A 12200-nucleotide genomic window follows, 5' to 3' on the forward strand; every position below is an offset into this window, starting at 1 on the left:
GGAACGGGGAGCCCTGTCCCCGATCCCCAAGGCAGGACGTGCGATGCGCCTCCTCCCCGCCGCCGGAGTCTGCGCGGCCCTGGTCCTCACCGGCTGCACCGCCGACGACGGCTCGCCGGCTGACGCCGGCCCGACCGCGTCGGCGACCGCGACTGCGCCGGCGGAGGACCGCGCCGTCGAGCCGGTCGGTGACCCGGGGACCGCCGCCGTGCAGGGCGGTGGGTTCCTGGACGCCGACCGGGCCGTCGCCCACCTCACCGACGTGGAGGTCGCTGGGTACGAGGACTTCGACCGGGTCGTTCTCGAGTTCGACGCTGATACGGTGCCGGGCTACCGCGTGTCCTACGTCGAACCGCCGGTGACTCACGACGCCTCCGGACGGCCGGTGGAGGTCGATGGGTCGGCCTTCCTGGAGATCCGGACCGCTCCGGCCGGCACGGTCGACCTGTCCGGGGAGAGCCCCGAGCAGGTCTACGACGGGCCGGGCCGGATCGCCATCCCGGACGGCGCCGTCGCCGCCGAGCTGGTGGCGACCGGTGAGGCCGAGGCGCAGCTGGCGTGGACGCTGGCCCTGCGGGAGCGGGTCCCGTTCGGCGTCGCCGCGTTCTCCGACCCGCCGCGCCTGGTCGTCGACGTGCTGCACGCCGTCGACGGCAGGCCGGCCGTGGACCTGCGGCCGGTCGCCGAGGGTGGCACGGCCGACTCCATCGCCGCCGGCGACGGCCCGCCGGTGACGCTGACCGACGTGCGGCTGGGCGCCCACGAGGGGTTCGATCGCATCGTGTTCGAGCTCGCCGGCGAGGGGGAGGCCGGCTGGCAGGTGGCCTACACCGACCAGCCGCAGGCCCAGGGGTCGGGCGCTCCGGTGCTGGTGCCCGGGGACGCCACCCTGGGGATCACGCTCACGAACATCGCGCTCCCCGGGGACGCACCCGCCGGGGTGACGCCCTGGGAGGGGACGGCCCAGCAGGAGATCGCCGGGGCCGCGGTGCTCGAGGCCCTCGTGGAGGACACGCTCTTCGAGGGGCGCCACACGTTCTTCGCCGGGCTGGACGAGCGCCGCCCGTTCGCCGTCGGCCTGCTGAGCTCGCCGCAGCGGATCGTCGTCGACGTCCTCGCCGAGGCGCCGGCGGCACCGGAGGCGCTGTCGCAGCGCTGCGAGAGCCCGGCCGGCTTCTCGATCGCGTATCCGGCGTCCTGGTCGGTCAACGAGGGCGACGTCGTGCCGGCCTGCACCCGCTTCGCCCCGGACCCGTTCACCGTGCCGCCCGGCACCGACGCCCGGGTGGGTGCGGTCACCGCCCGGGTGGAGGAGGTCCCGTTCGACCGGGTCGCCGGACCGGGCGCGGGCCAGGAGGTGAGCCGGAGCGAGATGACCGTCGACGGCCGGCGTGCCGTCCGGGTCGAGCAGGTGTCCGCCGGCGAGGGGCTGTGGCCCGAGGGCGTGCGGACGACCGCGTACGTCGTCGACCTCGGCGCCGGCGAGGACGGGCCGCGCACCCTGGTGGTCAACACCGTCGGCCTGCCGCAGTTCGACTACGCCCGCAACGTCCAGGTGCTCGACCGCATGATCGGGACCGTCACGGTTACCGGCGCCTGACCGGGCGGGCACAGCCCGACGACGGCAGGGCATGCTGGGGGGCGTGTCGGGATCACTGCCGGTCGGACCGGAGCTGCCCGAGGACGTCGAGGCCGGGGTGGAACCCGCCGGCGGGCGGGCCGACGGCGCCACCATCACGCCCTACCGGGACGGACCGCTGCTCGTGCGCGGCAACTTCCGGCTGGTCGACCAGGACGGCGCCGAGATCGATCCCGGCCGGGACACCATCGCGCTGTGCCGGTGCGGCAAGTCGGGGATCAAGCCCTTCTGCGACGGCTCGCACAAGCGGTCCGGCTTCTCCGCGCCCAGCGCGCCGAGCCGGCCGCGGCCGGGGGCGCAGCTGCGGCGCGGGCAGGGCTGACCCGCCCGAGGTCAACGGGCGGCGTCGAACGCCCGCGCCATGCGGACCTGCTCCTCGAGGATCTCGGCGATCCGCGCCTGGACGGCGTCGAGCTCGCCGATGACCGCGCTGGTCGCGTGGATGCCCGAGGTCACCGACTCGGTGCCGGCCTGGATGCCGGCGACCTGCTCGGACACCTTGCTGGTGGCCTGCGCGGTCTCCCGCGCGAGCTCCTTGACCTCGTTGGCCACGACCGCGAAGCCCTTGCCCGACTCGCCGGCCCGCGCGGCCTCGATGGTGGCGTTGAGCGCCAGCAGGTTGGTCTGGTCGGCGATCGTGGAGATGATGCGGATGACGTCGCCGACGGCGGTCGACGCGCTGGCCAGCGCCTGCACCTGCGTCGTCATCGACGACGCCCGGGTGACCGCGCTCTCGGCGACCCGGCCGGCGTCGCCGGCGGCCTCGCGCAGCCGGGAGACGGTCTCCAGCAGCTCCCGGGAGTTCGCCTGGTCGGCCGCGGACCGGCGGAGGATTTCCAGCCGCTGGGAGACCAGCTGCTGCACGTTCCGCAGCGCCGAGCCGCGCGACTCCGACAGGTCGATCGTCTCGGTCGCGAAGAAGTCCATGGTGCCGACCACGCGCCCCTCGCAGGTGACGGGGAAGCAGACCCCGGAGCGCACACCGGCCCGCTGCGCGGCGGGGGCGCGCACGCAGTCGGTGACCTCCGCCAGGTCGCGCACGAACACGAGGTCGCGGCTGCGCCAGGCCCGCCCGGACAGGCCGACGCCCTCGGCGAAGCTCGCCCCGAGGGTCACCTGGCGGAACTCCTCGCCGGCCGAGCCCGACTCGACGGCGAACCGCAGCACGTCGTCGGCCTCGTCGAGGGCCCAGAACGAGCCGTACGCCCAGCCGAAGGCCGTCCGGACGGCCTCCAGCGCGATGCGCAGCGCGGACCCCTCGTCCCGGGCCTCGCCCACCTTCGTGACGACGACGGTGACGGCGTTCCGGTCGTCGATGGTCTCGCGGAGCGCAGCGGTGGCCAGCGCGCAGCGCCGGGCGTGCGCGATCAGCCGGCTGAGCGCCTGCCACTTCTCCGCCCGGCCGCCGAAGAGCGGCAGCGTGCTGCGGGTGTAGCACTCGAGGACGGCGGTGACCCCGTTGCCTTCGACGACGGGCACGAAGCACCCCTGCCGTGCGCCGGCGGCCTGAGCGGTCGCCCAGCGCAGGCAGCCGGTGGCGGGCGTGGCGGCGTCCATGAGAACGGGGGTGCGACGGCGCAGCGCCTCGCCCCCGTAACCGGCGCTCTCGACCATCGCTTCGCCCGCCGGCCACTGCGCGGCCATGGCGGCGGCGCTCTCGCCCTCGGTCACCTGCAGGACGAAGTTGCCCTGACCGTCGGGCAGCCAGGCGGCACCGTAGGACAGGGCGAGGGCGTCGACGAGGGTGTGCAGGACCCGCCGGTGGGCCTCCAGCTCGCTGGTGACCTCCCTGTCGAGGGTCGCGATGACGCGCTCCAGAGCTTCGACGTCGCGCGGCTGCTCCACCGGCTCCGCCACCCGACGCATCCCGCGCTTGCGCATGCAGTCCTCCACCTGAACCCGGGACCGCCCACGTCCGTGATAGCGCGGTCTGGTCGTGGAACAGGTTTCGGCATGGCCACCGGCGATGTTGACCCGGAACCGACGCGTTCCGGCGGTCCCGTGGCAGCGGTCTCCCGTCAGGCCGCGAGCGCACCCGCGCGGTGCAGGGCGGACCGGCCGGCCTCCCACGCGCCGAGCAGGTGACGCGCGGCCAGGCCGTCCATGGCCAGTGACGCCCCGGCACCGAAGAGGACGTCGCCGGCCAGCTCCGGCTCCGCGGCCACGAGCGATCCGCACATGTCGACCGAGGCGATCTGCTCGTGCACGGCGTCGGCCTCGACGTGCTCGTCGTAGAACACCGTCGTCCGCTCGTCGAAGCCCAGCCGGCGCAACCCCGCGGAGTAGCGCCGGCTGGGCTCCGAGGAGGTCATCTCCACGGTGGCCAGATGCCCCAGCGCCGCGCCGCGCCAGCGCCGGTGCAGGCCGAACAGCGACATGGTGTTGACCGAGGCGAAGGCCACGGCCGGGGCCTCGTCCCACAGGGCGCCGTAGCCGCCGTCGAGGCCGAGGTCGCGCATCAGCCCGGCGAACAGCTCGCTGTGCATGCGCTCGGCGGAGCCGCCGCCGTACTCGTCGGCCTGGATCTCGACCATGGCCGCCTTCGCCCGCCCGGAGAGCCGGGGGATCGCGAACGTGTGCGGATCGGCCTCCTTCAGGTGGTACACCGACCGGAGGGTCAGGTACTCCCGCCATTGCTCGAGGGTGCCGGTCTTGGCCATGTAGCTCGACAGCGAGGGGCCGTCGTCGGCGGCGATCAGGGCGGTGAGCTGCTGGTCGACCGGCGCGCCGGAGACCGGCACCTCGCCGACGAGCAGTCGCAGCGACGCCAGGTGACGCCGTTCCAGCCCGGCGCGCACCTGCAGCAGCGCCGGGTCCCATTCCCAGTCCTCCGAGACGCCGTCGAAGCCGCGGTAGTGCAGCTCGTAGCAGACGGCGAGCGCCAGCTGGAGGTCGTCGTCGGTCGGGGCTCCGGCCGGGTCGGCCGGCAGGCTCGCGGCGCCCTCGACCGTCGTCGCCGAGAGGCCGGTGCCGGTGGCGAGGTCGCAGCACAGCGCGTCGCTGAGCGGACCGCGGGGTTCGGGCAGGCGCATGATCGTGAACCTGCCCCGCGGGCGGGCAAACGATGCACCGGTGGTTGTGATGTCGCCCGGGGTAGGAGGTGGCGATGACCTCCCTCCGCGACCGCGTCGTCCTCGTCACCGGTGGCAGCGCCGGCATCGGCCGGGCCACCGTCGTCCGGCTCACGTCCGACGGTGCCCGCGTCGTCACCTGCGCCCGCCACGGCGACCGGCTCGAGGAGGCGGTCGGCGGACTGCCCGGCGTCACCACCGTGGTGGCCGACGTCGCGGACGCCGGTGGCCGGGCCGCCCTCCTCGACCGGGTGCTGGCCGAGCACGGCCGGCTCGACGCCGTCGTCCACAACGCCGGGCTGGGGTGGGCCGGCCTGCTCGAGGACATGCCCGGCGAGGTCGTGGAGGGCATCGTGGCCACGAACCTCACCGGGGTGGTCGAGCTCAGCCGCCTGGTGCTGCCCCACCTCCTCCGCTCGGCGGCCGAGAACGGGCGGGCCGACGTCGTCGTGGTGTCCTCGGTCGTCGCCTGGTCGCAGGTGCCGCCGCTCACCGTCTACTCGTCGACCAAGGCCGGGGTGCACGGCTTCGTGAAGGGGCTGCGGCGGGAGGTGACCGCCCGCGGCGTGCGGGTGCACACCGTCAACCCGTTCTTCGTGTCGACCGAGTGGCTGGCCCGTGGCCACGGGCACGCCCCGGTCTCCGACGCCGACGCGCGCGGGCGGCTGTCCCGCGGCATCCGCCCCGAGCGCGTGGCCGACCGGATCGCCGAGTGCCTCGCGGCCCCCCGGTCGCGCACGGTGGCGGTGCCGCGGTGGGCCGGGGCCGCCCGGCTGGCGGAGCTGCCCCCGATCGCCCGGTTGCTCGACGCGGGCCTGTCGCGGTACGCCGACCGCATCGGGGCCACCGCCGCCCGGGTCGCCGCCCGCCGGACCCGTCCCTAGAGGTCCAGCCATCGGCCGGTCTCCGGAGAACGTCGCCGGTGGGGACGAGAGGAGCTGCGGTGCCGTTCGAGGTCGGGGACGTCGTGGTGCGCCGGCTGGACGACCACCGGTGGACGGTCGTCGAACCACTCGTCTACGTCGGCACCAGCGACCGGCCCGTGGTGCCCGCCGGGTTCGTGACCGACTTCGCCACGGTGCCCCGCGTCGGGGTCTGGCCGGTGCCGCGGTTCGGCCGCTACACGGCCGCGGCGATCCTGCACGACTGGCCGAACCGCGGATGTGGTCGACGACCAAACCGGGCGCAGCTCCGGCGACCGACCGCGGTCGGGTGGATCCCGCCGCCCGGCATGCCGGACGCGGAGCCGGCCAGGCCGGTTGTCGGCGGCGAGCCCGGATAGGGGCCCGGCGGCGTCCGGGTCGCGGGCGGGGAGACGGCGGACCGATCCCGGTAGTCGCCGGGGCACGACATCCAGGAGTTCGCATGGACACCCCGGCCCCTGAACTGCAGACGATGCCGCTGGGCCTCTACGACGTCGTGCAGCTGGCGCTCCTCGGCGCGGGGTTCGCGCTGTTCGCCTACTTCCTCTTCGCGCTCACCAGCCGCGAGGAGGTGTCGGCGCGGTACCGCCCCTCGGCCTACGCCGGCCTCTGTCTCGCGGCGGTCGCAGCGATCGCCTACGCCCGGCTGGTCAGCAACTGGGATGCCGGGTTCACGCTGCAGGGCGACGTCTACGTGCCGAACCAGGAAGCACGGCACACGATCAGCAGTCGCTACATCGACTGGTCGATCACGGTGCCGCTGCTGATGGTCGAGCTGCTGGCGGTGTGCTCCCTCGCCGGCGCCAGGGCGCGCAACCTGCGCTTCACGACCATGGCGGCGGCCTTCCTCATGATCGTCACCGGGTACATGGGGTCGCAGGTGGTCGCCCAGGGCCGCGACACCTCGGCGCTGGTGGTGTGGGGTCTGATCAGCACGGTGTTCCTCGTCTACCTCTACGTCGCACTGATCGGTGCGGTCCGGGCCTCCCTGCCCACCATGGGCGAGGAGGCCGCCACGAGCCTCCGCAACGCGACCATCGTCCTGCTCGGCAGCTTCGGCATCTATCCGCTGATCTACTCGATCCCGGTCTTCGTCGACGTCACCCCGGCGTGGCTCACCGCCATGCAGGTCGGCTACTCGGTGACCGACGTCGTCGCCAAGGTGGGCTTCGGCGTGCTGATCCACAAGGTCGCCAAGCTCCGGACCGCCGAGGACGTCGTCGCCGGCGTCGACACCCACACCGAACCGGTCTGGGCGAGCAACGTGCACAAGAGCGACGCCGTGCAGCCCGAGCTCACCCGGGTCTCCTCGGCGGTGCTCGCCCGGGTCCGGGACGGGGACGTTCGCGCCGACCGCGGCTGACGGTGTGTCCGGGGGCGGCGCCGCGTCAGCGGCCGGGCGCGCCCCCGTGGCGCCGTTCGGAGCCCCGGCCCGTGCAGCGACCAGGTGGTCGTGCGCGGCCGCCGGCGCGGTCCTGGCGGTGGAGGTCGTCGCCCCCGGCGGCTGGGGAGGCACCGGCGCGGCGGCGGTGCTGGTCGCCGGGCTCCTCCTGGGGCTGCCGCACGGTGCTGTGGACCACCTCGTCCCCGCGTGGAGGTTCGGCTGGCCGCCGACGCGGCTGGCGCTGTTCGGCGCCGGGTACGCCGGTCTGGCCGCTGGTGCCTACCTGGCCTTCACGACGGCGCCCGCCCCGGCGTTGCTGCTCTTCGTCCTCGTCTCGGCATGGCACTTCGGGAGCGGGGAGACTGCGTTCGCCGACCTGCGCGCCGGTCGGCCCGTCCGGCCGCGGCCGGTGGCGTCGCTGGTGCTCGGTGGGCTCGTCCTGCTGGTGCCGCTGCTCCGTGGTCTGGGCACACCCGGCAGCGACACCGCCACCCTCGCCGCGGCCGTGGCCCCCGGCTGGGGTGGGGTGCCGACCGGAGCCGCGACGGCCTCCGTCGCGGTGCTGACCGGGGCCGCGGGGGTGCTCGCGGTCTCCCTCGCCCGCCGCCACCGGTGGATGGAGGCCGGGGAGACCGTTCTCGTGGGAACGGTGGTCCTGCTGGTCCCGCCGTTGGCCGCCTTCGGCGTCTACTTCGGGGCCTGGCACTCGGTGCGGCACGTGGCCCGGGTGGTGGCCGAGGACCCGGCGAACGGTGCCGACCTCGTCGCGGGGCGGCTTGCCGCGCCGCTGCGCCGGTTCGCCCTCGCGGCCGGTGTGCCGACGGCGGCCGTGCTGGTGGCGCTGGCCGCGCTGTGGTCATGGGCGGACGGCTGGCGCGGGCTCGTCGCCACCGACCTGCCGCTGCTCGCGGCACTGACGCTGCCGCACGTCCTCGTCGTCGCCTGGGTGGACCGCACGCAGCGGCCCGGCTCTACGAGGTGAGCCTGGATGTCGCGAGCGAGCGTGCGGCGGGCCCCGGTCGTGCGGAAGGCGGGGCCCCGGAGGACCCCGCCTTCGCACACGTACCGGTCAGAGAGCGTAGGGGCAGCACCCACCCCCGGCTTCGTCAGATGTCGTAGTACATCGCGAACTCGTGGGGGTGCGGGCGCAGGCGGATCGGGTCGATCTCGTTCTCCCGCTTGTACTCGATCCACGTCTCGATCAGGTCGGGCGTGAAGACGCCGCCGTCGATGAGGTACTCGTGGTCGACCTCGAGCCGGTCGAGGACGGCGTCCAGCGACGCGGGCACCTTGTCGATGCCGAGGGCCTCCTCGGGCGGCAGCTCGTAGAGGTCCTTGTCCACGGGGGCCGGCGGCTCGATCTTGTTCTTGATGCCGTCGAGTCCGGCCATGAGCATCGCCGAGAAGGCGAGATAGGGGTTGGCCGACGGGTCGGGCACGCGGAACTCGATGCGCTTGGCCTTGGGGTTGTCGCCCGAGATGGGGATGCGGCAGCAGGCCGAGCGGTTGCGGGCCGAGTACACCAGGTTGATCGGGGCCTCGTAGCCGGGCACCAGGCGGTGGTAGCTGTTCACCGTCGGGTTCGTGAACGCCAGCAGCGACGGGGCGTGGGCCAGCAGGCCCCCGATGTAGTGGCGAGCGGTGTCGGACAGCCCGGCGTAGCCGGTCTCGGCGTGGAAGAGCGGCTGCCCGTCCTTCCAGAGGCTCTGGTGGCAGTGCATGCCGGAGCCGTTGTCCCCGAACAGCGGCTTGGGCATGAAGGTGGCGGTCTTGCCGGCGGCCCAGGCGGTGTTCTTCACGACGTACTTGAAGAGCATCAGGCTGTCGGCCGAGCGCAGCAGCGTGTCGAACTTGTAGTTGATCTCCGCCTGACCGCCGGTACCCACCTCGTGGTGCCCGCGCTCGAGCTCGAGCCCCACACCGATGAGGTTCTGCATGATGTCGGCGCGCAGGTCGCTCTGCTGGTCGTAGGGCTCGACCGGGAAGTAGCCGCCCTTGGGGCGGGCCTTGTAGCCGCGGTTGGGGCCGACGCCGTTCTCGCCGGTCGGCGAGCCGGTGTTCCAGGAGCCCTCGACCGAGTCGATGTGGTAGTAGCCCTCGTTGATCCCCGTGTCGTAGCGGATCGAGTCGAAGACGTAGAACTCGGCCTCGGGCCCGAAGTACGCGGTGTCGGCGATGCCGCTGGCGGCCAGGTAGGCCTCCGCCTTCTTCGCCACGTTCCGCGGGTCGCGGCTGTAGGCCTCACGCGTGATCGGGTCGTGGATGAAGAAGTTGACGTTCAGCGTCTTGTGCTTGCGGAACGGGTCCACGAAAGCGCTGTTGGCGTCGGGCAGCAGCAGCATGTCCGACTCGTTGATCGCCTGGAACCCGCGGATCGAGGAGCCGTCGAAGCCGAGGCCCTCGCTGAAGGTGTCCTCGCCGAACGTCGACGCAGGGATGGTGAAGTGCTGCATGACGCCGGGCAGGTCGCAGAAGCGGACGTCGACGAATTCGACGTCGTTGTCGCGGATGTAGGCGGCGACCTCGTCGGGACTGGTGAACATCGATCCTCCGGGTGTGGGCGGACGGCTGAACGGCACGCTACGAGCGGGGAGTTGCCCCGCCGTGTCCCGAGTGTTTCGGGGCGGTAACAACGGCGTGGGCGTGTCGCAGGCCACGCGGCCCCCTGCAGGGCCCCGCCGCGAGCGTGCGAGTGGTGAGTGGCAGGGGGCTCTCCTACTACGCTGGTGGTCATGGTCGGCGATGCCGGACAACCCTCTCAGGCCCCGGACCGGGGCGCCTCCCTGGGGTTGCCCTCCTCCGGGCCCGGCTCGCTGGCCCCCTTCGGCAGGCGGGTCGGCGGCTACGTCGTCGATGCGATCGGCTCGGCGGTGATCGCCTGGGCGATCACCGCCCCCTCCGGCCCGGGCAACTGGAGCCTCGTGGTGTTCGGCGTCCTCACCGTCGTCACCCTGGTGCTGTTCGGTCAGACGCCCGGGCACCGGGCGCTCGGCATGCGCCTGGCCCATCCCCGGCCGGGAGCGCGGCTGGCCCCGTGGCGCGCCGTCGTCAGGACGGCCCTGCTGATCCTGCTGGTGCCCGCCCTGCTGGTCGACGCCGACGGCCGCGGCCTGCACGACCGGCTCACCGGCACCGCCGTCGTCCTCGACTGAGGAGGCGCCCGCGCACTCGCGCCTCGCCGGGACGGCGAAAGGCCCCGTCCGAGTCGGACGGGGCCTTTCGGGCGAGCGGGTGGGGTCAGCGGCGGCGGACCTGGCGCTGGCTGACCGACATCTGACGGCCACCGGGCAGCGGACCACCGGGGACCGGCATGCGCGGGCCGCCCAGCGCGCTCATCCGCCGGCCCAGGGAGTTGACCTCGGCGGCGCTGAGGTTGCGCGGCAGCTTCATGACGTGGGTGCTGAGCTTCTTGAGCGGCACCTGACCCTCGTCGTCGCCGACGACCACGTCGTAGATCGGGGTGTCGCCGACCACGCGGGCGATCTTCTTCTTCTCCTGCGCGATCAGCCCGCGCACCCGGCCGGGGGAGCCCTCGCCGACGAGGATGATCCCCGGCCGGCCCAGCACCCGGTGCACGGCGTCCAGCTGCGGACTGCCGGCGACGCCGGAGCTGACCCGCCAGTCACCTCGCATGCCCTCGAGCACCCACGCGGCGGCACCGGGCTGGCCCTCCACCTGCCGGTAGGCCGAGCCCTGGGCGCGACGGCCGAACACGATCAGCGCGGCCAGGACACCGGCGATCAGGGCCAGCGGGAGGACGATGAACGGCGCGCTGAGCAGGATGCCGATCAGCTCGACGACCGCGGCGACCGCGACGAACCAGATGAGCATGACCCAGGGCAGCTTCGGGTCGTTCTTCCGCGTCAGGCCGTAGGCCTGCTTGATCATGCGGCCCTGGCCGCGGATCTTCTTCAGCCGGCCTGCCTTGGGCCGGCCCTTCCTGTCCAGCTTCGGCGCCTTGCCGGCCTTGCCGGAGGCGGAGGCGCCGGAGGCGGTGGCCCCCGAGGTCCGGCTGCGCCCACCGTCCTTCGGGGCGCGCCCGGCGTTGCCGCCCGGAGCGGTGGGGTCAGAGGACTTGCTGCGTGCCATGGCCCCAGGATAGTGAAGGGATCCGCTGCTCCCCGCCACTCGCATGCTCCTGGTGGGCCGCTGCGGCGGATCGGGGCTCGATCTCAGACCTGCGGAGCGAGCTTCCGGGCCTCGATCGCCTGCTGGTAGAGCCGTCCGGCGCGGTAGGAGCTGCGCACCAGCGGCCCGGCCAGGACGCCCGGGAAGCCGATCGCCTGCGCGTCCTCCTGGAACTGGACGAACTCCTCGGGCTTGACCCAGCGGACGACGGGGTGGTGCCGGGGGGAGGGGCGCAGGTACTGGGTGATGGTGAGCAGGTCGCAGCCGGCGTCGTGCAGCGCCTGCATGGTCTCGACGACCTCGTGCGGCTCCTCGCCCATGCCCAGGATCAGGTTGGACTTGGTGACCAGGCCCGCCTCACGGGCGGCGGTGATGACCGCCAGCGACCGCTCGAAGCGGAAGCCCGGGCGGATGCGCTTGAAGATCCGCGGCACCGTCTCGACGTTGTGCGCGAGGACCTCGGGCCGGGAGGAGAACACCTCGGCCAGCTGCGCGGGGTCGGCGTTGAAGTCGGGGATGAGCAGCTCGACGCCGCATCCCGGGAGGGCGGCGTGGATCTGGCGCACCGTCTCGGCGTAGAGCCAGGCCCCGCCGTCGGGCAGGTCGTCGCGGGCGACGCCGGTCACGGTGGCGTACTTGAGGCCCATCGTGGCGACGCTCTCCGCCACGCGCCGCGGCTCGTCGGCGTCGAAGTCGGCCGGCTTGCCGGTGTCGATCTGGCAGAAGTCGCACCGCCGGGTGCACTGGTCGCCCCCGATGAGGAAGGTGGCCTCCCGGTCCTCCCAGCACTCGTAGATGTTGGGGCAGCCGGCCTCTTCGCAGACGGTGTGCAGGCCTTCGCGGCGCACCAGCGACTTCAGCTCGGTGTACTCGGGGCCGGTCTTCAGCCGGGTCTTGATCCACTCCGGCTTGCGCTCGATCGGCACCTGGCTGTTGCGCACCTCGAGGCGCAGCAGCTTGCGGCCGGCGGGCTCGATCCGGGAGTCCTGGACGGTGGCCGGCTCAGGGGTCCTCGGCGGTGCCTCGCTCATGATCCCCACCGTACTCGCGAAGAC

12 protein-coding genes are annotated in these 12200 nt (G+C 73.5%); 7 read left to right on the forward strand and 5 right to left on the reverse strand.

Features of this window, described 5'->3' with window-relative positions:
* Positions 1–43: 43 nt before the first annotated feature.
* Together ABC795_RS06750 and ABC795_RS06755 are read left to right on the forward strand one after the other, a co-directional pair.
* A complete protein-coding gene (locus tag ABC795_RS06750) occupies positions 44–1600 on the forward strand; it encodes a hypothetical protein (RefSeq protein WP_347060170.1) in 1557 nt (518 codons plus the stop codon).
* 43 nt (positions 1601–1643) lie between these two features.
* Complete coding sequence (locus ABC795_RS06755) at positions 1644–1961, forward strand: CDGSH iron-sulfur domain-containing protein (protein WP_347060171.1); 318 nt, start codon at positions 1644–1646, stop codon at positions 1959–1961.
* 11 nt (positions 1962–1972) lie between these two features.
* Here the strand turns inward: ABC795_RS06755 and ABC795_RS06760 are convergent, their stop codons facing one another.
* Entirely contained in the window at positions 1973–3520 is a 1548-nt protein-coding gene (locus tag ABC795_RS06760; RefSeq protein WP_347060172.1) for a methyl-accepting chemotaxis protein, read from the reverse strand.
* Between the two features lie 137 nt (positions 3521–3657).
* Positions 3658–4671, reverse strand: a complete 1014-nt coding sequence (locus ABC795_RS06765; RefSeq protein ID WP_347060173.1) for an iron-containing redox enzyme family protein — start codon at positions 4669–4671, stop codon at positions 3658–3660.
* A gap of 74 nt (positions 4672–4745) precedes the next feature.
* Here ABC795_RS06765 and ABC795_RS06770 point away from each other — a divergent pair, with 74 nt between their 5' ends.
* The 4 genes from ABC795_RS06770 to ABC795_RS06785 all read left to right on the forward strand — a co-directional run bounded on the left by ABC795_RS06770 (position 4746) and on the right by ABC795_RS06785 (position 7999).
* Complete coding sequence (locus ABC795_RS06770) at positions 4746–5594, forward strand: SDR family oxidoreductase (protein ID WP_347060174.1); 849 nt, start codon at positions 4746–4748, stop codon at positions 5592–5594.
* Between the two features lie 59 nt (positions 5595–5653).
* A complete protein-coding gene (locus ABC795_RS06775) occupies positions 5654–5992 on the forward strand; it encodes a DUF1353 domain-containing protein (RefSeq protein WP_347060175.1) in 339 nt (112 codons plus the stop codon).
* 83 nt (positions 5993–6075) lie between these two features.
* A complete protein-coding gene (locus ABC795_RS06780; RefSeq protein ID WP_347060176.1) occupies positions 6076–6996 on the forward strand; it encodes a bacteriorhodopsin in 921 nt (306 codons plus the stop codon).
* Positions 6997–7114: 118 nt separating this feature from the next.
* Entirely contained in the window at positions 7115–7999 is an 885-nt protein-coding gene (locus ABC795_RS06785) for a beta-carotene 15,15'-dioxygenase, Brp/Blh family (RefSeq protein ID WP_347060177.1), read from the forward strand.
* Between the two features lie 124 nt (positions 8000–8123).
* On the opposite strand, the gene glnA is transcribed toward ABC795_RS06785, so the two are convergent.
* Positions 8124–9560 carry a type I glutamate--ammonia ligase gene (gene glnA, locus ABC795_RS06790; RefSeq protein WP_347060178.1) on the reverse strand — a complete coding sequence of 479 codons (1437 nt, stop codon included), beginning with the start codon at positions 9558–9560 and terminating at the stop codon, positions 8124–8126.
* 189 nt (positions 9561–9749) lie between these two features.
* Here glnA and ABC795_RS06795 point away from each other — a divergent pair, with 189 nt between their 5' ends.
* Complete coding sequence (locus tag ABC795_RS06795; RefSeq protein ID WP_347060179.1) at positions 9750–10169, forward strand: RDD family protein; 420 nt, start codon at positions 9750–9752, stop codon at positions 10167–10169.
* Between the two features lie 85 nt (positions 10170–10254).
* Here the strand turns inward: ABC795_RS06795 and ABC795_RS06800 are convergent, their stop codons facing one another.
* Both ABC795_RS06800 and lipA read right to left on the reverse strand, forming a co-directional pair.
* On the reverse strand, positions 10255–11106 hold the full coding sequence (locus tag ABC795_RS06800; RefSeq protein WP_347060180.1) for a DUF4191 domain-containing protein: 852 nt from the start codon (positions 11104–11106) through the stop codon (positions 10255–10257).
* 83 nt (positions 11107–11189) lie between these two features.
* On the reverse strand, positions 11190–12176 hold the full coding sequence (gene lipA / locus ABC795_RS06805; protein ID WP_347060181.1) for a lipoyl synthase: 987 nt from the start codon (positions 12174–12176) through the stop codon (positions 11190–11192).
* Between the last annotated feature and the right edge of the window lie 24 nt (positions 12177–12200).

Source organism: Blastococcus sp. HT6-30 (assembly GCF_039729015.1).
In the GTDB taxonomy this organism is placed as follows: Bacteria; Actinomycetota; Actinomycetes; order Mycobacteriales; family Geodermatophilaceae; genus Blastococcus.

Excerpts from the sequence above, each read along its gene's own strand:
- ABC795_RS06795 (WP_347060179.1), top strand. The coding sequence starts at position 9,750 with ATGGTCGGCGATGCCGGACAACCCTCTCAGGCCCCGGACCGGGGCGCC.
- ABC795_RS06780 (WP_347060176.1), top strand. The coding sequence starts at position 6,076 with ATGGACACCCCGGCCCCTGAACTGCAGACGATGCCGCTGGGCCTCTAC.
- ABC795_RS06750 (WP_347060170.1), top strand. The coding sequence starts at position 44 with ATGCGCCTCCTCCCCGCCGCCGGAGTCTGCGCGGCCCTGGTCCTCACC.
- ABC795_RS06765 (WP_347060173.1), bottom strand. The coding sequence starts at position 4,671 with ATGCGCCTGCCCGAACCCCGCGGTCCGCTCAGCGACGCGCTGTGCTGC.
- lipA (WP_347060181.1), bottom strand. The coding sequence starts at position 12,176 with ATGAGCGAGGCACCGCCGAGGACCCCTGAGCCGGCCACCGTCCAGGAC.
- ABC795_RS06770 (WP_347060174.1), top strand. The coding sequence starts at position 4,746 with ATGACCTCCCTCCGCGACCGCGTCGTCCTCGTCACCGGTGGCAGCGCC.
- ABC795_RS06760 (WP_347060172.1), bottom strand. The coding sequence starts at position 3,520 with ATGCGCAAGCGCGGGATGCGTCGGGTGGCGGAGCCGGTGGAGCAGCCG.
- glnA (WP_347060178.1), bottom strand. The coding sequence starts at position 9,560 with ATGTTCACCAGTCCCGACGAGGTCGCCGCCTACATCCGCGACAACGAC.
- ABC795_RS06800 (WP_347060180.1), bottom strand. The coding sequence starts at position 11,106 with ATGGCACGCAGCAAGTCCTCTGACCCCACCGCTCCGGGCGGCAACGCC.